Origin of the sequence: Tunturiibacter gelidiferens, assembly GCF_013410115.1 — a bacterium.
In the GTDB taxonomy this organism is placed as follows: Bacteria; Acidobacteriota; Terriglobia; order Terriglobales; family Acidobacteriaceae; genus Edaphobacter; species Edaphobacter gelidiferens.
This window is the reverse complement of sequence record NZ_JACCCV010000002.1, coordinates 150,351-170,063: the sequence shown is the minus strand read 5'-3', so window position 1 is coordinate 170,063 and position 19,713 is coordinate 150,351. Positions and strand designations below refer to the sequence as shown.

Sequence of the window (19,713 nt, the reverse complement as noted above, 5' to 3'; positions counted from 1 at the left end):
CCGTTGCATCTGCATCTTTCCGCCGCAGACGGAAAGATGCTCGAAGCGGGTCTCTGCAAAAAAAAACCTACTACTCTTTTGTCGGTACCGGAGCGGCCGCCTTTGCACTTGGAGCCGCAGTGGCAACCGAAGCGGCTTTGGGTACGGTCACACCCAGATAGCCATCGACCGTCGCTACCGAGATCCCGAGGTTGGAAGCAATTTGAGAGAGCGCCTGCCCCTGTTGCTTCAGCTGGTGAACCTGTGCAGCCTGCGATAGTTTCACCGTGTCGCCGGTTGCCGAAACGGGTTTATGAACGACCTCAGTCGGAGTCGATTCAGCGGGGGAGGGAGGAGCAACGGTCGATTGAGATGACAACGAGCCGGAGATAGAAACAGCCATGGGAGATCCTTTCTTACACAAACGTAAGATCGGCAGGCCTACTGAAGAACATCTCCGTGTCGCAGAACGGCACAAAATCCCGGGATTCGGCGGCATCTGACACCCTTGCACACGCGCCGGTACTATCGCTACGAAGCGGCCTACTGCGAACTACTGCGTAGCTCCCACCCCACCCACCGCACTCGTATTCAAGCTGCTAAGCGGCGACCCACTCAGCGGAGTCAAAACCATCGGCGTAGTCAAGCTAAACACCAGCAGCTCATCCTTCGGCAGCGTAGCCTGACGATCCTGCTTCAACCACATCACCGTGCTGACCCCTGCGCCGATACCCGCACCCACCACAGCGCCCACGCCGCCGCCGATCATCGCTCCCGTCACCGCACCCGCGCCAGTCACGCCGCCCACGATCGCCAGTGTCTCCTTCGGATGGTCCTTCCGCTTCAACGTACCTTCGTTGTTCACATTGAACTCGCCCTTGCCCGTATCGATCAACTGAGCATGAACAATATAGTGCGTTCCATCCGGCAGCGTAACGTCATTGGTCTCCAGGTGCATCAGCGCCGCACCTGAAATCCGCCGTCCGCCGCGAACCTCCGTCACTCGCCCCTCAAGAATCGAACCAACGGGAATGATCACTCGCCCATTCCTCTCGATTGCCTCCGTGACTGTCGCAGAAAATCTCGTCCCCGCGACCGTCTTGTCCGTAGCCAGCGTCTCGCCAATCCGTACTTTCAGCAAAGTCCCTTCGCGCAACGTGCCTTCACGCTCCGGCACACTCGTCACGATCATCGCATCAGGATCGTCCGCCGCAGTCTCATTCACCACAGCACTCGAACCGCCAACCGTCGCGCCCTTGTAAGGAACATACGGCCCATACTCCACCGCCGGCGACGAAGGAGCAACCTCCGGCACATCTGCACTCGGCTTCGCAATCGGCGTCTGCGGAGTCGTCTCCTCTGTGCTCGTGATCACAGCGGAGTCGGGATGAGAGACTCCCGTCATCGCACTCTGAGAAAACGCGGGAGCAGCAGCAAGAACGAGAGCGGCGGTAGTGATGTGCATCTTCATGGCGATACCTCGGTGAAAATTTCGGTGAAACCTCTTGGCCCACTCAGAGCACTGAATTCTTCCAGTACTCTTATCACTCCAAAGGATAAAACTCTCCTCGCCCCAATGGAACAAATTCCTTACCCCGGAACCGACCCTGCTAATAAGCCCTTCAACGCCTTTTTTCACAGACACAAAATCGCGTCATCCCGACCGAAGGCGACGCACTTGTCGCCGCAGTGGAGGGACCCCCGCATTTCGCCTCTGCTGTTGCCTTTGCGGTTGCTTCTACTTGCAATCACACATTGTCCGCCAATTCATCCCCGTTCCAACAACCCTCCCATCCCTTTGCTAGAATCCGACAGGTGAGCCCATCGGACGCAAAGCTGGTCGAATCCATCACCCTCGCCGGCGGCAGCACCCTCCCGGTCGACCGTCGCCCAAAGCTCAACGAACGCTTGAACCATCGCATCGTAGCCCAACATTCCGCAGCACCAAGCCAATCAAATTTCAGGAGCAACATGACCGAGATCGTCTCTATCCACGCACGCGAAATTCTGGACTCCCGCGGTAATCCCACCGTCGAGGCCGACGTCCTCCTCGATAGCGGAGCCAAAGGCCGCGCCGCCGTTCCCAGCGGAGCCTCCACCGGCGAGCACGAAGCCGTAGAACTTCGCGACGGAGACAAAGAGCACTATCTCGGCAAAGGCGTTCTTCAGGCCGTAGAAAACGTCGAGACGATCCTCGGGCCCGAGCTCACCGGCATGGACGCCAGCAACCAACGCCTCATCGACGCGACCATGATCAACATCGACGGCACCGAGAACAAATCCAAACTCGGAGCCAACGCCATCCTCGCAGTCTCCATGGCGGTCGCCCGCGCAAGCGCCGAAGCCCTCAAGCTCCCTCTCTATCGCTACCTCGGCGGCGTCAACGCCTGCCTCCTCCCCACGCCCATGATGAACATCCTCAACGGCGGCTCGCACGCCGACTCCAACGTCGACTTCCAGGAGTTCATGGTCATGCCCGTCGGCGCAGAAACTTTCTCCGACGCCCTCCGCTGGGGCACCGAAGTCTTCCATACCCTCAAAGGCGTTCTCAAGAAAAAGGGCTACAACACTGCAGTAGGCGACGAAGGCGGCTTCGCTCCGTCACTCAAATCCAACGACGAAGCCCTCGACCTCATCCTCGAAGCCATCCAACTCGCCGGCTACACCGCAGGCGAAGACATCTCCATCGCGCTCGACCCCGCCTCCAGCGAGTTCTACAACAAAGAATCCGGCAAATACGTCTTCAAGAAATCCGACAAGCGCGAGCTCTCCTCCGAAGAGATGACCGCCTTCTGGGAGAACTGGGTCAACAAATATCCCATCATCTCCATCGAAGACGGCCTCGCCGAAGACGACTGGGCAGGCTGGGCTCACCTCACCAAAGTCCTCGGCGACAAAGTCCAACTCGTAGGCGACGACCTCTTCGTCACCAACACCCAGCGCCTCCAGCAGGGAATCGAGCAAAAAGTAGCCAACTCCATCCTCATCAAGGTCAACCAGATCGGCACCGTCTCCGAAACCCTCGAAGCCATCGAGCTGGCCCGTCGCTTCGGTTACACCAGCATCATCTCCCACCGCAGCGGCGAAACCGAAGACACCTTCATCGCCGACCTCGCCGTAGGCACCGGTGCCGGCCAGATCAAAACCGGCTCTGCCTCCCGCACCGACCGCATCGCCAAGTACAACCAGCTCCTTCGCATCGAAGAAGAGCTGGGCCAATCCGCCGAATTCCTCGGCATCGAATCCGTCAACTTCGGCGAATAGGTACTCCGAGGGTTCCTCTAGTGCTTCAGGTATGAGGTTTGCCTCAGCACTTAAGGATGTTCTTTTCTCATCACCCCAAAACCACGTCATCCCGACCGAAGCCGCTCACAGTCTCATCGTGAGCGGCGCTGCGGAGGGACCCCCGCATTTTGCCCGCAGCGCCAACACCCTTCCTACACCTTTACCATCAAACCGCAACCGTCTCACTCTGCGCCAACTCAAACGTAATGTTCACTGACCTCCCACCAACCGGCCGCGTCCGATGACGAACCCCGCGAGGAATCGTCACTAACTGTCCCGGACCAAGCTCGACCGATCCGCTCTCAAATTCAATGGCAAGTCGTCCTTCAACCACCAGAAACGTCTCATCCGAGTTCGGATGGAAATGCCAGTAGTAAGGTTCAACCATCGTGGCAATCCGAACGACATGGTCATTGATCTTAGCAATCGGATGATTGTCGTATCCGACCTGCAACGAAGACTCCGCCGTCAGCGTGATGACCTCTGGAAGCTGCCCATTCATCGTCAACCCTCGCGTTTCAATTGATCCCGCAACTCTCAGCATGCAACTCTTGATAGAGATCATCTCAAAGCGATCCGCACAAGCGAGAGCTCCATCCTAGGCGAAGAACGCGAAGCCCATCATCTCTAGTTTGCAAACCGTTGAACACCCATTCATAATGGCCAGCGATAGAAAAGCCAGCCTAACCGGGACGGAGAACGAATGTCAGGGACCCGCACGCGCAACATCATCTTAGCGACCTCAGCAATCATCCTTTTAGCCCCTCATCTCCCAGCCCAGACCGACGCCTTCGTCCAACGCACCGGAACCAAACTCACTCTTTCCGGCGCACCCTTCCGCTACTCCGGCCCAAACATCGAGTGGCTAGGCCTCGAAGGCTACGGCCCCCACGATCCCATGGGTCCCCGCCTCCCCAGCCACTTCGAGATCGACGACGCCTTTGATACCGCCGCCGAGATGGGCGCCAAAGTCGTCCGAGCCCAAACCATGGGCGACACCGTCGGCTGCCCCCTCTGTATCGAGCCCACCGAAGGCAACATCAACGAAGCCGCCTTCGCATCCTCTGACTACGCCGTCGCCACCGCCCACAAGCACGGCATGAAGCTCATCATCCCCCTCGTCGGCGACTGCGCCACCTGCGCCGGCGGAGGCATCGGCCAATACCTCGCCTGGCACCGCAAGCCAAACCCACAAGACTTCTTCACCGACCCCGCCCTCATCGCCGCCTACGAAAAACACATCGACGCCGTCCTCAATCACCTCAACCCCATCACCGGCCTCCGCTACAAAGACGACCCCACCATCATGGCCTGGGAGAACTGCAACATGTGCGGCCTCATCGCCCTCATCGGCCATCCCACTCCCGAATCCCTCGCCCAAATCTCCACCTGGTCCGAGACCATCGGCGCCCACATCAAGCAGACCGACCCCCACCACCTCTACCTCGACACCACCGGCCTCTTCCGCTACTACGCCAAAATCATCGACAACCCCAGCACCGACCTCGTCACCTTCGAGTTCTACCCCCACTGGGACGCCCTCCTCGGCCCAGGCGCACCCGCTACCACCGCCGCCACCTTCAGCCACGACGCCGCCACCGTCACCAGCCACGGCAAGGCCTTCATCGTCAATGAATTCGGTTGGGACCCCACCGACTGGAAGACCCCCGCCGACCTCGAACAAGTTCTCCACACCCTCGCCACCGATCCCAACATCTCCGGCGACGGCTTCTGGGCGCTCCAGGCCCATCTCGACAACTTCGGCTTCCAACCCATCCCCGCCGACAGCACCAACCCCATCTTCGCCGAGCACGGAGAATCCGGCCAATGGTGGGCGCTTTACTACCCCGGCGTCAAAACCCTCGTCAACACCGCAGATGACATGGCCGCCCGAGCCCAGCAACTCCGCGCCCACGCCTACGCCATGTCCGGCACCGCTGTCCCCAAGCACGCGATCCCACCGCGCCCCGTCATCACCTCCACTGTCATCGTCGGCCTCATCGCTTGGCGCGGCTCTGCAGGTGCCGTGCGCTACTCCGTCGAACGCAACGACGCGGGCTCAAAAGAATGGAAGTCCATCTGCGACCGCTGCGCCACCGACGCCGATGACCCCTGGGTTGACCCCCACGGCACCTTTGGCGGCATTCAATATCGCGTCATAGCCTGGAACGCAGACGGCATCCCCAGCGAACCCTCCGACCCAAGATAAGTGAAATAAAGCCGAGCAACGCGAGGCCCGACGCCTTTCACCAGGCAACACAAGGTACACAAGTCACGAAGTGACCGCCCCGCGCGCAGCGGGCCCGTCCGGCAGGACACAAGCAGCAGGACACCTGCATCCAACCAACATGCGCCTGACCCGACAGGATCGTCTCTTCGTCCTAACCGGAGCCGGCATCTCCGCCGAGAGCGGCCTCGCCACCTTCCGCGGCTCCGGCGGCCTTTGGAACGGTTACCGCGTCGAACAAGTCGCCACCCCCGAAGCCTGGGCCGCCGACCCGGCACTTGTCTGGCACTTCTACTCCCAGCGCCGCCGCAACGCCTCCTCCGCCCAACCCAACGCCGGGCATCTCGCACTCGCTCAAATCGAACAACAACTAGGCGATCGCTTCTACCTCTGCACCCAAAACGTCGACGAGCTCCACGAGCGGGCCGGCTCCCAGCGCATCCACCACATGCATGGCAACCTCTTCCAATCCCGCTGCACCCAATGCAATCAACCCTTCCCGGACACCGGCCTCTACGAAACCGCCGAAACTCTCCCCATGTGCACGAACTGCAATGCCCCAGTCCGCCCGCACATCGTCTGGTTCGGAGAAATCCCACTCGACATGGACACCATCTACGACAAACTCAACGAAGCCACCGTCTTTCTCGTCGTCGGCACCTCCGGCTCCGTCTATCCCGCCGCCGGCTTGGTCAATATCGCCAACCAGCAGCGCACCCGCACCATCTACATCGGCCCCGAAGAGCCGCTCAACCACGAAGCCTTCAAGGAGATCCTCCTGGGCACCGCCACCCAACTCCTCCCCACATTAGTGCCTTAGAAAAAAAGGCGCCGCAGGCGCGTCAGCCTCGATGGCAGATCGCGCCGTGCGCGCAGCACGCCGTTGCTTGTTCTCCTCCCCGTCCCTCCCCACAAGCTGTCATCCTGAGCAATCTCCAAAAACCTGTCAAGCCCCCAAGCGCACAAAACCCTCGTCAACAGCGAAGATTCGCGTGGCGTATCCACCCCACCCAATCCGCTAAAATAGAAGAAGCAACAAAAAAGAACCCGGCGCAAGCCGGGTCTTCCAATTTAAACCCGAATTAACCAGACCCATAGGTTCGGACCAGTGCAGGTCCAGACCTATGCCGTTTCATTCGAAGACTTTGCACACTTTTCACCCAGTGGGGGAGGGAACACAATGCAGCAAACAGTCACCAGCACCAACAACGTCAAACCGAAGCGCTACCAATGCCGTCACATCTTCACCGACGGCCATCGCTGCGGCAGCCCATGCCTTCGCGGCGAAGAGCTCTGCTACTACCACCACACCACCCGCAAACCCACCACCGGAGCCCGCCGTCGCCGCTCCCGCCGCACCGCCTTCGATCTGCCCCTGCCAGAGGATCGCTCCGCCATCCAATCCTCCATCGGCCAGGTCCTCCAGCGCATCGCCTCCAACGACATCGACTCACGCCGCGCCGGACTCCTCCTCTACGGCCTCCAGATCGCAAGCCTCAATCTGCCCCGCGATCCCGCCCGCCAAACCACGCCCCCGGCAGACACCGTCGAAGAGATCCTCCACGACCCGGCCTTAGGTCTCCTCGCTCCACGCTCCGAGGTCGGACAGGCCAACTCTCGCCCCAGCCCCGTCGCCGAGCTCCTCGATCGACTCGGCCTCCTCGAAGACGAAGAAGCCATAGAAGAAACCACCACAGACACCTCAGAGCAGCACCACAACGACGCAACACCCGCTCAGCACTCTATTCTCCCGGCAGTCCACGCCGCCGTCGGCCCTCCTGCGTGCTCGTCGCAATCGGTTCCATCGAACCCCTGCAATCTAACCAGCCCTGCCATGCCTCACCAGAGCAAGCGCGGTCAGATCCTCGTCCTCCGTCGCATGTCCAAATGGAAGATTCAGCCTGCGATACCAGGGAACTTGCTTGAACTCCTCAGCTGCCTTCAAGGCAGCCCGGCAAAGCTCCGTCGCCGAATGCGTCGCCGTCTCCTCCAGAAGAGGAATCAAACGCTCCACGCCGAAGTGTGTCCGCCCATGCCGCGTCTCCATCACGCCCTTGGTCACCAGCAGCAGCTTCGCCCGCGGCTCAAACGCCTGCATCGAAGGCTCATGGGTCAGGTGCGTAAACAAACCCAGCGGCGCAGCTTCGCTAGGCAGAATCCGCGCACCCTCCGAGTCGTGAAACACAGCCGTCATACCTCCCGCATTAATGTAAGCGAGAACTCCCAGCGAAACGTCATAGCAACCCAGAAAGGTCGGCGAAAAGCGAACCCCCTTCGCAGCCCGGATCAACTCGTGATTCACCGCCTGCGCCAGCCGCGCCGTGGCGTCCATCACATTCGTGCCCGCCGGCCCCAGCAACTCCGTAGCACTCCCGCGGAAGATATCCTGAACCGCGGCCGCAATCGGCTGCGTCGCCTTCTTGGTCCCGGCAATATCCGTCATCAGGAAGATCACGTGCGAGCCGAGGTCGACCGCATCGAAGAAGTCCCCACCCGTTCGGACGGAGTGATACTCAGCATGCAGATCGACACCCTGCATCTGCCGCAGGTCCATCGGTCGAGGACTTCGGCCCATCGCAGGCGAATCCGTGTGAGACGACATCATGGCATGACCCACCTGATTGGAATCTTTTCGCGATTGTAACCCCGCTCGTTACCCACTGGCCCATCGAATGACAGTCCTTTTTATCAGCCGAAAGTTTCACTCAAAATCTCGCTCCACTCCAAAGCCGCCCAGAAATTCACCGCTCCCCCGTTGTTGATATCCTCACCATAAGCCTGCACCACAACCAGACAGCAGCGAGAAACGAAGCCATCATGCCCAAAGCACCAGTAGTCCTCACCATCCTCGACGGATGGGGTTACCGCGCCGAAACCCACGGCAACGCCATCGCCCAGGCCCGCAAACCCACCTACGACGCGCTCCTCCGCGACTTCCCCAACACCCTCCTCCGCGCCAGTGAACACTTCGTCGGCCTCCCCGACGGCCAGATGGGCAACAGCGAAGTAGGCCATCTCAACCTCGGCGCCGGCCGCGTCGTCCGCATGGACATGACCCGCATCGACACCGCCATCCTCGACGGCTCCCTCTACACCGACCCCACCCTCGTCCGCGCCTACGAACTGGCCGGTCAGAAGGGAAGAGCACTCCACCTCATCGGCCTCCTCTCCGACGGCGGCGTCCACTCCCACCAGCGCCACCTCTACGCGCTCCTGCGCATGGCCGCTCAGCGCAAGCTCACCCGCGTCTTCATCCACGCCTTCATGGACGGTCGCGACACCATGCCCACCAGCGGCCTTGGCTACCTCGAGGAGCTTCTCCGCAAGTTCAACGAGTACAACGTCGGCCTCCTGGCCTCGGTGAGCGGCCGCTACTACGCTATGGACCGCGACCTCCGCTGGGAGAAAGAAAAACAAGCTTTCGACGCCCTGGTCACCGGCCATCCCGAAGGCGGCCGCTACAACGGCCCCACCGCACGTATCCGCGAACTCTACAACAACGGCATCACCGACGAGTTCATTCCACCCTTTACCTGCATGAACCCGACCGACGACACCCCCGTCGGCCTCATCCGCGACCACGACGTCGTCATCAACTTCAACTACCGCGCCGACCGCGTCCGCCAGATCACCCGCGTCCTCACCCGCAAGTCCGGCCTCACCGCAGACCCCATCGGCAGCCAGGGCCACCAACTCCCCAAAGCCGCCGAACTCGACGCCGAGATCCGCCTCGACCTCATCCCCTCCAACCTCCACTACGTCTGCATGACCCAGTACGACAAAAACTTCAAGCTCCCCATCATCATCCCAGCCGAGTCGATGGACAACCTCCTCGCCAACCTTATGTCCCAGGCCAACCTCCGCAACCTCCGCGTCGCCGAGACGGAAAAGTACGCCCACGTCACCTACTTCTTCAACGGCGGCATCGAAAAACCCTTCCCCGGCGAAGACCGCGCACTGGTCCCCTCACAAAAAGTAGCCACCTACGACCTCGCCCCCGCGATGTCCGCCGCGGGCATCGCCGACGCCGTCATCAAAGCCGTCAACGACACTGCCTTCGACGTCATCATCGTCAACTTCGCCAACGCCGACATGGTCGGCCACTCCGGCATGATGGAACCCACCATCCGCGCCGTCGAGACCGTAGACACTCAACTAGGCCGTATCTATAGCACAGTAAAGCAGAGAGGTGGCGCGTTACTCGTCACCGCCGACCACGGCAACGCCGAGATGCTCATCGACCCCGCCACCGGAGGCCCCCACACCGCACACACCACCAACCCCGTACCCTTCCTCTACATCACCGACGCCGGCAACACCCCCATCCTCCGCGAAGGCGGCAGCCTCCGCGACATCTCCCCCACCATCCTGTCTTTGCTAAACCTAGACCAACCCAACCAAATGACCGGCGGCAACCTCCGCGCGCAACCCAAAGCCGAATAAGAATTTTTCATCCGACCAAAGGAAGGACCCACGCACTTCACTCACCAAGACCGGTACACACGTCACGAAGTGACCGCCTCCCGCGCAGTGATCCCGTCCGGCAGGACACATCTTTCGCCACAATGACAGACACGCGAAGCGCCGAGCAGTACTTAAGCGATATTCGTAACCGTCCCATCCACCTTCTTCGTAAACGAGTGAATCACCCGCCCCTTCTCATCGAGATGCCGTAGCGTAAGCGTCTCCGGCGTCACCTCCAGATCGCTGAACCCATAAACCCGCTGCGCATAGGGCCCACGCTGAGCCTCATCGATCACGAGTGGATAAAGATCCGCCCCACCCCCACCCGACAACACAAAAGAAGTCGGATGCCCCTCAAACTCCAGGTGCTGCATATCGTGATCATGCCCGGCCAGATACATATGAGCCTTATGCTTCCGCAGCAGAGGCTCCCAGTCCCGCACCAGCACCTTATGATCCCCATGCGGCCCATTCGAAAAGATCGGATGATGCCCCATCACGACCAGAAACGGAGTACTCCGAGGTTTCTCCAACTCCGCCTCCAGCCAAACCAACTGCTCCGCCTGCTGCTCCGGAGTCAGCGTGAAGTCCGCACCTTTCTTCGGCCTTCCATCTGCGTGAGGCATATTGCTATCGAGTGCAATCACCGTCATCAGCGGCTTCTTCACCGGGAACTCGAAGCTATACCAGAGCGAAGGCATCGTCCACCGCGTCCCGCCCGCCTTCGCGTACTCTAGCTCCGCCACAACCTTGCTCATCGGCATCGTCTGGTAGTCATGGTTGCCAGGAATCGCATAGGCCGGACAATCGAACACGCTCGACGGATACATCTCTTCGAACTGTGTCTTCCACCGCACATCTTTCGCCCCGCCCGGCAGCGGCCCATACCAGTTATCACCCAGCATCAGGAGCCCCTCGGTCTTGAACCTCTGCTCGCGCACATACGCCTGCATCGACTTCGCCACACGGCTCTGCGCCTCAAAGTCCTCATACCCCCAATCCCCCACCATCAACAACCGCGACCCACCACCCGGCCCACCATGCTTCGCAGCACCCAGCGCCGGCAAACCACCAAGTCCGGCCAACGCACTGAACGCAAAACTCTGCCGCAGAAACCGCCTACGCGAATACGTCTCATCAAACCCCATACGTCTCCTCGAAATTGCAACTCTTGCAACGATAAGACGAATCAGCGGCAAGGAAAGCTGCTACACCCGGGTTAAAACTCGCGCCGCCCTTCCATCGCCCGTGTCATCGTCACCTCATCGGCATATTCGATATCGCTTCCCGCTGGCACTCCCGTCGCAATCCTCGTCACCTTCACATCACCCTTCGTTTTCCTAAGTTCAAGCGCCAAATACCCTGCCGTCGCCTCTCCCTCCGTCGTCGGCGAAGTCGCCAGAATCACCTCATCAATATCCTGCAAACGAGTCAGCAGATTCGTAATCCGCAACTGCTCCGGACCCACTCCACCGATCGGAGAGAGCGTCCCGTGCAGCACGTGATATACGCCGTTATAACTCCGCGTCTTCTCAATCGTCGCAATATTGGTCGGCTCTTCCACCACGCAAACCAACCGCTGATTTCGCACTGGGCTCATGCAATACCCACAAGGATCGATGTCCGTAATGTTGTTGCAGGTCGAGCAGAGCCGCAGGTGCAGCTTCAACTCTCGTATTGCTACTGACAACGCCTCGGCATCGTCGGCCGACGACCGCAGCACATGAAACGCCAGCCGCTGCGCACTCTTGGAACCAATCCCTGGCAGCTTTCTTAGCTCTTCAATCAGCCGCGACATCGGCTCCGCAAAACGACTCGGTGTGGCATGGAAAGAACCAGTCACTTAGCCCAACCCCGGCAGATCCGGCAAGCCCAACCCACCCATCATTCCGGCCACGCTCGACTTCATCGCTTCATCTGCCCTCCGCCCTGCTTCGTTCACTGCTGCTGCAATCAAATCTTCAAGCAACTCAAGATCGCTCGCCGAACTGCCCATCGCCGTTGGCTCAATCTTTACCCGCAGAATCTCTTTTTTACCGTTCATCCGCACCGTCACCACCCCGCCGCCGCTCGAAGCCTCCACCACCGTTGCAGCGAGCTTCTTCTCCATCTGCTCCTGCATCAGCTTCGCCTGCCCCATCATCTCTTTCATCTTCCCCAGATCAGAAAAGTCCATCTTCACCCCCTTTGGTGCTGTAATGACTGGCTAGTCGTTATCGCGCAGATCGATCACATTCCGAACTTCGGCATTGAACAACGTCTGCGCCCTTTGCACAATTGGATGCTCCAACGCCTTCGCCTGGACGCTTCCGCTCTTCGCTGCTCTCGGCTTTTTTGCGTTAGCGGCATTCTTGACGCCCGGCAGAAACATCAGCTTCAACGCCCCAACCCCGGCATCCCGCAACGCAGCTCTTATCAGTTTCTCCGCCTCCGCATTAATCACCATCGAAAGCATCGTCTTCGAGAGCTCCGTCTGCACCCGGATCTCGCCCTCTGTCACTGTCCACTCTGCATCCGCCAGAGCATCAGCCGGCGTCGCCTGATTCTTCGCCGCTAACAAAGCATCTACGGCCACCCTCTGCAGTTCCTCAGCGGAATGTAACGAAGTCAGTTGCATACCAGTGCTGCTCGCACTCTCAACGGGATCTGCCCTCTCAGCCGACATTTCAGTCGGCTTCTCCATCAACGGCGAAGGCACGTCTGCTGTCTCCGCACGATCCTCAGTCTCCACGAGTGCGGCTCCTATCGCATCGCCGTCAGTCAGCACCGTCTCCGCAGGTGTCGTTACCTGAGCCAGCGTGGGCACCGGCACAGGCGTAGGCGCCGCCATCGGCACAACAGGAGCAGTAACAGGTACAACAGCGACCGGCGAGGCCACTACGGCCCGCTCGTCAAACCGGTTCCTGTTCTGGTCCCTTTCAAAGGGAGAAAATGCTGGTCTGGCGCTCGCCGCCGCTGCACTCGTCTCCAACACGCGTGCCGTCGCCGCCCCGCTTACCGGATTCCTCGGAGGCGTTCCCACGGACGTGCTCAATGTCCTCGCCGTCGCTACTCCAGGCCCTGGCCGTGAACCGCCGCCAACAGGGAACTGGCTCAACACCTCTTCAATCGGCAGCAACCGCCGCAGATGCACGAGCTTCAGCAATCCCAGCTCGAAGTGGAACCGCTGCTCCTGCCGATATCCCAGCTCATCAAACGTCCTCAGCATCACCTGCAGAAAGCGCGTCAACTCCTCTTCGCTGAACAACGCCGCCGACCGCCCCGCGCGCCGCTGTTCATCGGCCGAGATCTGCAGCAACTCCCCTGCCACCCCATCCGCCCCAGCCCCATCTACACCGATGCCCGCAATCTTCGCAATCACCGTATTCCGCAGATACCTTACAAACTGACGCGCCAGCTGCGCCGGGGAGTTTCCCGCATCCAGCAATTGATTCGCGACCGTAATCACCTCGGCGCTACGATTTCCATCCACCGCCTCAAGGATCCGCTCAAACACTGCATTCGGAACCGTCCCCATCAGCTCCCGAATCTGCCCTGCATCCAACCGCGCTCGACGATCCTCCACCGGAGCGCTCGCAATCGCCTGGTCCATAATCGACAGCGCATCGCGCATCGACCCATCGCCCGCCTCGGCAAGCAGACTCAGCGCAGCCTCATCCGCATCCACGCCCTCCCGCTCCGCAATACCGCGCAGCTCGCCCAGAATGTCCACCAGCTTCACCGCATGAAAGCTGAAGTGTTGACAACGCGATCGCACCGTCTGCGGAATATCCTCCGGCTGCGTCGTCGCCATCATGAAGACAATATGATCCGGCGGTTCCTCCAACGTCTTCAACAATGCATTGAAGGCAGCATCGGTAATCTGGTGAGCCTCATCCAGGATGTAGATCTTGTACTTATCTCGCGCCGGACGATACCGCGCCGCATCCCGCAGCTCGCGAATCTCATCGATCCCGCGATTGGTCGCCGCATCGATCTCGATCACATCAACCGCATTCCCCGCCTTAATCTCCGTGCAGCTGTCGCAAACCTCGCAAGGCTCTGCCGTGGGCCGCATCGGCGACCCAATCGCATTCCGGCAGTTCAGCGCCATGGCCAGAATGCGCGCAATCGTCGTCTTTCCAATGCCGCGATGCCCACTGAAAATATATCCATGCGCGATACGGCCTTGCGTCAGCGCATTCATCAGCGTCACGGTCACGTGGTCCTGCCCTGCAACATCTGCGAAACGCTGGGGCCGGTATTTCCTAGCAAGTACCTGATATGCCATATAGAAAAGGTAGGGAAGTCACAATCGTCGCGACAGGTCCGCAGACTCTATTGTATCGCCCATCGCCAAGCCAGTTATCCTCGGAGACGAATGGCGCCGAAGGCGCGTCAGCCTCGATGGCAGATCGCGCCGTGCGCGCAGCACGCTTTAGCTTTTGCAGTTCAAAACTAGCGCCCAGCCTTAGCCAAAGCCCGAGCCTTCCGCGCCCGCCGCTTTACCTCAGCCTCGCTGAACATCGTACCCCGGCACTTCTTCGCGCCACAGTAGCAGTTCTGCTCATCATCGTCGCTGTCATACAGGTTGTACTCATAAGTCAGCTCCTCCCCAGCGGCGATATCCCGAATCGCAACAACAAACACTCGGCCATCGACATTCTCCGACTCGCAGTTTGGATCGCAGGAGTGGTTGATAAACATGGCAGTTCCAAACCCGTCGATTACCAACCCATTCTCCCCACAACTGAAAAGGTAAGTAATATCGCGGTCCTGGTACCTATCGTCCGCCTCATCCTTGGTAAACCGCGGCCCGTCATACTCGCAGACTCTCTTACCTTTTTTTATCGCTCGAGTGGTATAGCAGCCCGCCGCATGAATCGACGAAGAACGGATAATCAGCCCATCAACCATAGTCAAAGAAGTTCCATCAAATAAAATAGTGGCAGGGAAACAGCCAAGGTGAGCTGACTATAACAAACCGCCTCGCAACACCGTCAAAGTATCGAACGAGAACTCTGAACCCTTATGGCAGTCGGCTCTAAAATTCGCGCATTGCTAGCTGCGTTCCTGGTCTCCGCAGCCTGCCACGCACAGACCGCACCTGCGCAAAATCCACCCGCGCCATGCCCGGCTCCCGGCCAGAACACATCTCAGCCGGCCGCGCCATGCCCCCCGCCTCCACAGACAAAGAAGCCTTCAGCCGCTGAGCAGTTTCCGTTCCCCGGCACTCCGGCAAAGCCCGCAACTCCTCCGCCCGACGCCCCCAGCTCCACCACGGCACCTTCCTCCGCTGCAGAGGAGCATCCATTTCCCACAACCCCAGCTCCCAGGCTCCCAGGCGACGACTCCAGCAGCAGTTCCAGCTCCGGCAGCGCAGACTCCGACGCTGTTCCAGACACAGACATGCCCAAGCCGGGCACCGAAGGCAGTTCCGTGCATCGCAAGCTCCCCAAGGTCAAGCGCGTTCAGACCGATGACGAACGAGTGGATGAAGATCTGAAGGTCGCGAAGTTCTACATGCGCGACGATAATCTTCCGGGCGCCTATCTTCGCGCCCAGGATGCCGTCAAAACTCAGCCCGATTATTCCGCCGCTCACTACGCCCTCGCTGAGATCGCACAAAAGATGAAAAAGAAAGACGAGGCGATCGCCGAGTTCCAGACTTACCTAAAATTGGACCCCGATGGCGAAAAAGCTAAAGAGGCTCACAAGGCGTTGGATCAACTAAAGTAGTCTTCCATCCGTAGAGCCTTGCCCGTTCGCACCCGGCAGAGAACACTAGCCGCCGCGCCTGCAACCGGTGTAACGTGATCCTGCCTTATGAACTCCACCCTCCACCGCCTTCAGCGCGAGATCGCCTTCTCCCTCAACGGACTCGACGCCGCCCAGACACAGCTCCGACCACCCTCGCGCCCACAGAAGTGGACCATCCAGCAAATTATGGAGCATCTCCTTCTCAGCTACTCCGGCACCGAGCTGGCTCTGAATGCCCGACTCACCAAGCGAGCTCCCACCCGCGCAAAACCCAGCATCCCGCAGCACCTGGGCCAGTACACCCTCATCCGTCTCGGCTACTTCCCACACGGACGCAAATCCCCGCCTATGGTTACGCCGGCTCCAACCGAGCACCCACTCTGTGGCGAAGAGCTCACCACCGCCGCAGCCGAACACCTGGCTCACCTCGATCTGCTCTGCGCCGAAGCGGAAGAACTGTTCGGGACCAAATGCAAATTCGCGAGCCACGCGATCCTCGGCCCGCTCGACGTAAATCAGTGGCGAAAATTCCAGCTCATTCACGGCGAGCATCACCTCAAGCAGATTCTCGCCATCCGTAAAGCCCACAGCCTGATGCCCGTCGAGCGAGCGGCCAACTGAGCGCCTGAAACGCTCCTTTGGAAGACCCCGATCGAACCGGCGGCCTACTCTTCGAACCCGCCTACCGCAGCCTCAGCCGTCTCTTCCTCCAGATCGTCCTCGACACGCAGATACCGCCGCATATACCGAAGCGGCTCCTCGGCCGCAGCCATCTCCTTCAGGTGATACAGCCAGGCATCTTCACGCGCGCTCCGTCGGGTATATCCTTTGCGCTGCACAGTCCCGATCGACCCATCCTTCATCTTGCGGGTAAACGACTGCATCGGAACCTGAAAGGTCATCAACTCCCCGGGCTTCCAAAAAGTCGACGCGAACTCATGCGAGAACAGTAGCGCATAGTAACGACGTTCGGCCGCCAGCATCTCCACCGCATGACGGGCGCTCTGCCACGGCAGCCCAAGCTTCCCCACATACCATCTACGAAACTCGAACCCGTTGGTTCGCGCCTGCCCGATCAGTAACTGAAGCAACTCAACCCGTGTCATAAAGTCCGTTTCACTTTTAAAGAAAGATACCGCAGCATCCCGGTCAGTTCCGTGCCCAAAGGGTACAGTCTGCGGTGGCGTGCGTCCAATTCCGTGTACGCTACCAGAGAAGTAGCTTCAACATCTCAGCCTGCAGGGGAAGTCACCACTCCCATCACGCTTCGACGCCCAGGCCCGGAGAAGAGCCATAATACGCAGCGTAAAAATACTCAGCCTCCTTCTTGCCGTCCTGTTGGTAACTCCGGCATACTCGCAGTCCTATAACCCCGCTTTACACACTGACCCCATCAATCTCACTCCCGAGGTCCGCGACGCCTTCGCGCACTTCTACGACCTCGACTACGAGGGCGCCCTCTCCCGCTTTGAGACCATCCAACGAGCCAACCCGCAAAGCGTCATCTCCATTGGCAACGTTCTCCTCACCATCGTCTTCCGCGAGCTCTACCGCCAGGATCTCCTCGACACAACCTATTACGCTCACGACTCCTTTCTTACCTCCAAACGCAACGTCCCCGTCCCACAACCCATTCGCGACCGCATCGAGTCCCTCACCAACTCCGCCGTCGCCCTCGCCGACCGTCAGATCAAAGCCAATCCCAACGACGCAAACGCCTATTTCGCCCGAGGCTACGCCCGAGGCATGCACGCCGCCTTCATCACCCTCTGCGATCACAGCTACGTGGCCGCAGCCCGCCAGGGGCTAGCCTCACGCAACGACAGCGAAGCCACTCTCAAGATCGACCCCAACTACGCCGACGCCAAGATGGCCATGGGCATCCAGCAGTTCGCCGTCGCCAGCCTCCCGCGCCTCGTACGCATGCTCGTAGGAATCGCCGGTGTCGGCGGCAACAAAGAAAAAGGCCTCGAACTTCTCCGCGAGTCTGCCGCACACGGCATCGTTACGCCTATCGAGTCCCGCACCGCCCTCTCTCTCTTCCTCCGCCACGACGCCCGCTACGCCGAAGCTATCGTCGTTCAGAAAGGCCTCGCCGACCAGTATCCCCGCGACTTTCTCTTCCGCCTCGAGGTCGCCAATCTCACCAAAGACTCCGGCAACGGTCCCGGAGCCATCGCCCTCTATAACGCCATCCTCACCGACGCCAAAAAGCCCGGCTACTTCATCGGACCACGCCTCCATATGACCTACTTCGGCCTCGCTGACACCCAGCGCGGCCAGAACCAGATCACCCAGGCCGCGCAAAACTACCTCCAGGCAGCCGCCCAACCCACCTGCAGCGACTGGATCCGCCGCCGAGCCCAACTCAACGCTGGCGAGATGTTCGACCTCCTCCACAAACGCGACGAAGCCACCAAACAGTACGAACTAGCCTCAGCCGGAGGCGGCGACCAGTCCCAGTCCGACGCCGCCCATCGCTACCTCAAGACCCCATACACCGGAAAATAATGGGGTGTGTACCAGACATAAACGGGTGGGTAGCACGCACAAACGGATGGCGTAGCAGGCACGCTCGCCAAGAGGTGTCCTTCCCAAACCGGTCCCTTTGCCGTCATCCTGAGCGCAGCGAAGGATCCCGAAGAACCCTGACCTGCCACGACCTGTCCTCCCTTTTCAACCCATCTTCTCCAAGCCTTTGCCGTTGTCATTTCTTCATTCCCTCTTAGGACCGACACACGTGTAGTGGGCCGTCCGTCAGCGCATGCGCGGCGAAAACAACCGTCAAGCGCAGCAAAGTTCGATCGGATAACCGGCGTAAGTTGTCGCGCGCCGAACCTAACGCTCCTCCCCTCAAATCCTGCTAGCCTGAATCAAACTTATGCGCTCTCAATTCCTTCTCGCAGTCCTCCTCGCGCTCACCAGCACTCTCTCCGCCCAGCAACCACCCCAAACCAACTCCAGCGTCCTCGACGCCAACGGCACTGCCCACATCACCCGCGTCATCCCGGTCCCCACCACCATCAGCTCCGAGGCCCAAACCTCCCTCCGCCGCCCCGCCGATGCCGAACACCAGACCCTGGCCGAGCGCCGCACCGCCACCGACGCCTGGCAGACCCGCGCCGGCGAAGCCTCCCGCAAAGCCTACCCCGTCAACATCGAATCCATCACTATCGCCAACGTCCCCGTTCGCAACGTCCTACCCCTCGAAGACAAACACCCCGACCACGTCCTCATCAACGTCCACGGCGGCGGCTTCAACTCCGACTCCGGCTCCTTCACCGAGTCCATTCCCATCGCCAACCTCACCCACACCCGCGTCGTCTCCGTCCTCTACCGCCTCGCTCCCGAGCACCCCTTTCCCGCCGCCGTCGATGACACCATCGCCGTCTACCGCGACCTTCTTAAGACCTACAAGCCCACCCACATCGCCCTCTACGGCACCTCCGCCGGAGCCATCCTCACCGCCGAAGTAGCCGTTCGCCTTAAGCAGCTCAACCTGCCTCTCCCCGCCGCGCTCGGCATCTTCTCTGGCATGGGCGACTTCAGCCAGAACGGCGACTCCTGGTCCATGTACGCCCTCCGTGGTCTCACTGGCAGTCTCCCCGTCGCCGGAACCCAGCCCCGCAGCACCGAGTACACTGGCACCACCGATCCCAAAGACCCCGTCCTCTCGCCCCTCTACGCCGACCTCCACGGCATGCCTCCAACACTCTTCATCGCCAGCGGCCGCGACATCCTACTTAGTGGCACCGGCATCCTCCACCGCGCCTTCCTTCGCAGTGGAGACGACGCCCGCCTCATCGTCTTCGAGGCCCTCCCCCACGCCTTCTGGAACGACATCAGCCTTCCCGAGACCAAAGAAGCTTACAGCTACATGGCCGACTTCTTCTCCCAGCGACTCAACCGTTAGCCCATCGCCACCCGCAAACCAAGCCGCCGCCGGACAACACTGAACCCGCAGCTCTATCTCTGCGTATTCAATCTCGAGAGCGTATGGCAAAATAGAAGCTCTCGGA

General features: G+C 60.1%; 19 protein-coding genes. 8 read left to right on the top strand and 11 right to left on the bottom strand.

Annotated elements, in window-relative coordinates; translation table 11 throughout:
* Positions 1–70 precede the first annotated feature (70 nt).
* Both HDF12_RS12835 and HDF12_RS12830 read right to left on the bottom strand, forming a co-directional pair.
* On the bottom strand, positions 71–382 hold the full coding sequence (locus HDF12_RS12835; RefSeq protein ID WP_179583967.1) for a helix-turn-helix transcriptional regulator: 312 nt from the start codon (positions 380–382) through the stop codon (positions 71–73).
* A gap of 150 nt (positions 383–532) precedes the next feature.
* Positions 533–1,450, bottom strand: a complete 918-nt coding sequence (locus tag HDF12_RS12830; protein WP_179583965.1) for a hypothetical protein — start codon at positions 1,448–1,450, stop codon at positions 533–535.
* Between the two features lie 344 nt (positions 1,451–1,794).
* Between HDF12_RS12830 and eno the strand changes: the two genes are divergently transcribed.
* Positions 1,795–3,243 (top strand): phosphopyruvate hydratase, encoded by a 1,449-nt coding sequence (gene eno / locus HDF12_RS12825; RefSeq protein ID WP_479729376.1) that lies wholly within the window; start codon positions 1,795–1,797, stop codon positions 3,241–3,243.
* 187 nt (positions 3,244–3,430) lie between these two features.
* Here eno and HDF12_RS12820 read toward each other — a convergent pair whose 3' ends face one another.
* Positions 3,431–3,829: a cupin domain-containing protein gene (locus HDF12_RS12820; RefSeq protein ID WP_246373427.1), complete on the bottom strand. Its 399-nt coding sequence runs from the start codon at positions 3,827–3,829 to the stop codon at positions 3,431–3,433.
* Between the two features lie 138 nt (positions 3,830–3,967).
* Between HDF12_RS12820 and HDF12_RS12815 the strand changes: the two genes are divergently transcribed.
* The gene (locus HDF12_RS12815) at positions 3,968–5,473 is read left to right on the top strand and encodes a glycoside hydrolase 5 family protein (protein ID WP_179583964.1); all 1,506 of its coding nucleotides are present in this window, start codon (positions 3,968–3,970) and stop codon (positions 5,471–5,473) included.
* Positions 5,474–5,612: 139 nt separating this feature from the next.
* Positions 5,613–6,311, top strand: a complete 699-nt coding sequence (locus HDF12_RS12810) for an SIR2 family NAD-dependent protein deacylase (protein WP_179583961.1) — start codon at positions 5,613–5,615, stop codon at positions 6,309–6,311.
* A 336-nt stretch (positions 6,312–6,647) separates the two neighbouring features.
* Here the strand turns inward: HDF12_RS12810 and HDF12_RS12805 are convergent, their stop codons facing one another.
* Together HDF12_RS12805 and HDF12_RS12800 are read right to left on the bottom strand one after the other, a co-directional pair.
* Complete coding sequence (locus HDF12_RS12805) at positions 6,648–6,893, bottom strand: hypothetical protein (RefSeq protein WP_179583959.1); 246 nt, start codon at positions 6,891–6,893, stop codon at positions 6,648–6,650.
* A gap of 417 nt (positions 6,894–7,310) precedes the next feature.
* Complete coding sequence (locus HDF12_RS12800) at positions 7,311–8,096, bottom strand: PP2C family protein-serine/threonine phosphatase (RefSeq protein ID WP_218892455.1); 786 nt, start codon at positions 8,094–8,096, stop codon at positions 7,311–7,313.
* A gap of 212 nt (positions 8,097–8,308) precedes the next feature.
* On the opposite strand from HDF12_RS12800, the gene gpmI reads away from it, so the two are divergent.
* Complete coding sequence (gpmI, locus tag HDF12_RS12795; RefSeq protein ID WP_179583954.1) at positions 8,309–9,934, top strand: 2,3-bisphosphoglycerate-independent phosphoglycerate mutase; 1,626 nt, start codon at positions 8,309–8,311, stop codon at positions 9,932–9,934.
* A 152-nt stretch (positions 9,935–10,086) separates the two neighbouring features.
* On the opposite strand, the gene HDF12_RS12790 is transcribed toward gpmI, so the two are convergent.
* The 5 genes from HDF12_RS12790 to HDF12_RS12770 form a co-directional block, all read right to left on the bottom strand.
* Entirely contained in the window at positions 10,087–11,103 is a 1,017-nt protein-coding gene (locus HDF12_RS12790) for a metallophosphoesterase (RefSeq protein ID WP_179583952.1), read from the bottom strand.
* A gap of 71 nt (positions 11,104–11,174) precedes the next feature.
* A complete protein-coding gene (recR, locus tag HDF12_RS12785) occupies positions 11,175–11,753 on the bottom strand; it encodes a recombination mediator RecR (RefSeq protein WP_179583950.1) in 579 nt (192 codons plus the stop codon).
* A 45-nt stretch (positions 11,754–11,798) separates the two neighbouring features.
* Positions 11,799–12,131, bottom strand: coding sequence for a YbaB/EbfC family nucleoid-associated protein (locus tag HDF12_RS12780; protein WP_179583948.1), 333 nt, complete (start codon positions 12,129–12,131; stop codon positions 11,799–11,801).
* Between the two features lie 30 nt (positions 12,132–12,161).
* A complete protein-coding gene (gene dnaX / locus HDF12_RS12775; protein WP_179583946.1) occupies positions 12,162–14,225 on the bottom strand; it encodes a DNA polymerase III subunit gamma/tau in 2,064 nt (687 codons plus the stop codon).
* A gap of 167 nt (positions 14,226–14,392) precedes the next feature.
* On the bottom strand, positions 14,393–14,851 hold the full coding sequence (locus tag HDF12_RS12770) for an SET domain-containing protein (RefSeq protein ID WP_179586839.1): 459 nt from the start codon (positions 14,849–14,851) through the stop codon (positions 14,393–14,395).
* A 114-nt stretch (positions 14,852–14,965) separates the two neighbouring features.
* On the opposite strand from HDF12_RS12770, the gene HDF12_RS12765 reads away from it, so the two are divergent.
* The gene (locus tag HDF12_RS12765; protein ID WP_179583945.1) at positions 14,966–15,673 is read left to right on the top strand and encodes an outer membrane protein assembly factor BamD; all 708 of its coding nucleotides are present in this window, start codon (positions 14,966–14,968) and stop codon (positions 15,671–15,673) included.
* Between the two features lie 87 nt (positions 15,674–15,760).
* Positions 15,761–16,315, top strand: a complete 555-nt coding sequence (locus HDF12_RS12760; protein ID WP_179583943.1) for a DinB family protein — start codon at positions 15,761–15,763, stop codon at positions 16,313–16,315.
* A gap of 44 nt (positions 16,316–16,359) precedes the next feature.
* On the opposite strand, the gene HDF12_RS12755 is transcribed toward HDF12_RS12760, so the two are convergent.
* Complete coding sequence (locus HDF12_RS12755; protein WP_179583941.1) at positions 16,360–16,800, bottom strand: hypothetical protein; 441 nt, start codon at positions 16,798–16,800, stop codon at positions 16,360–16,362.
* 232 nt (positions 16,801–17,032) lie between these two features.
* Here HDF12_RS12755 and HDF12_RS12750 point away from each other — a divergent pair, with 232 nt between their 5' ends.
* Complete coding sequence (locus tag HDF12_RS12750; protein WP_257025649.1) at positions 17,033–18,205, top strand: tetratricopeptide repeat protein; 1,173 nt, start codon at positions 17,033–17,035, stop codon at positions 18,203–18,205.
* 370 nt (positions 18,206–18,575) lie between these two features.
* Positions 18,576–19,607 carry an alpha/beta hydrolase fold domain-containing protein gene (locus HDF12_RS12745; RefSeq protein ID WP_179583939.1) on the top strand — a complete coding sequence of 344 codons (1,032 nt, stop codon included), beginning with the start codon at positions 18,576–18,578 and terminating at the stop codon, positions 19,605–19,607.
* Positions 19,608–19,713: the final 106 nt, after the last annotated feature.

Excerpts from the sequence above, each read along its gene's own strand:
- HDF12_RS12835 (WP_179583967.1), bottom strand. The coding sequence starts at position 382 with ATGGCTGTTTCTATCTCCGGCTCGTTGTCATCTCAATCGACCGTTGCT.
- HDF12_RS12830 (WP_179583965.1), bottom strand. The coding sequence starts at position 1,450 with ATGAAGATGCACATCACTACCGCCGCTCTCGTTCTTGCTGCTGCTCCC.
- HDF12_RS12820 (WP_246373427.1), bottom strand. The coding sequence starts at position 3,829 with ATGATCTCTATCAAGAGTTGCATGCTGAGAGTTGCGGGATCAATTGAA.
- HDF12_RS12815 (WP_179583964.1), top strand. The coding sequence starts at position 3,968 with ATGTCAGGGACCCGCACGCGCAACATCATCTTAGCGACCTCAGCAATC.
- HDF12_RS12810 (WP_179583961.1), top strand. The coding sequence starts at position 5,613 with ATGCGCCTGACCCGACAGGATCGTCTCTTCGTCCTAACCGGAGCCGGC.
- HDF12_RS12800 (WP_218892455.1), bottom strand. The coding sequence starts at position 8,096 with ATGATGTCGTCTCACACGGATTCGCCTGCGATGGGCCGAAGTCCTCGA.
- gpmI (WP_179583954.1), top strand. The coding sequence starts at position 8,309 with ATGCCCAAAGCACCAGTAGTCCTCACCATCCTCGACGGATGGGGTTAC.
- HDF12_RS12790 (WP_179583952.1), bottom strand. The coding sequence starts at position 11,103 with ATGGGGTTTGATGAGACGTATTCGCGTAGGCGGTTTCTGCGGCAGAGT.
- recR (WP_179583950.1), bottom strand. The coding sequence starts at position 11,753 with ATGTCGCGGCTGATTGAAGAGCTAAGAAAGCTGCCAGGGATTGGTTCC.
- HDF12_RS12780 (WP_179583948.1), bottom strand. The coding sequence starts at position 12,131 with ATGGACTTTTCTGATCTGGGGAAGATGAAAGAGATGATGGGGCAGGCG.
- dnaX (WP_179583946.1), bottom strand. The coding sequence starts at position 14,225 with ATGGCATATCAGGTACTTGCTAGGAAATACCGGCCCCAGCGTTTCGCA.
- HDF12_RS12770 (WP_179586839.1), bottom strand. The coding sequence starts at position 14,851 with ATGGTTGATGGGCTGATTATCCGTTCTTCGTCGATTCATGCGGCGGGC.
- HDF12_RS12765 (WP_179583945.1), top strand. The coding sequence starts at position 14,966 with ATGGCAGTCGGCTCTAAAATTCGCGCATTGCTAGCTGCGTTCCTGGTC.
- HDF12_RS12760 (WP_179583943.1), top strand. The coding sequence starts at position 15,761 with ATGAACTCCACCCTCCACCGCCTTCAGCGCGAGATCGCCTTCTCCCTC.
- HDF12_RS12755 (WP_179583941.1), bottom strand. The coding sequence starts at position 16,800 with ATGACACGGGTTGAGTTGCTTCAGTTACTGATCGGGCAGGCGCGAACC.
- HDF12_RS12745 (WP_179583939.1), top strand. The coding sequence starts at position 18,576 with ATGCGCTCTCAATTCCTTCTCGCAGTCCTCCTCGCGCTCACCAGCACT.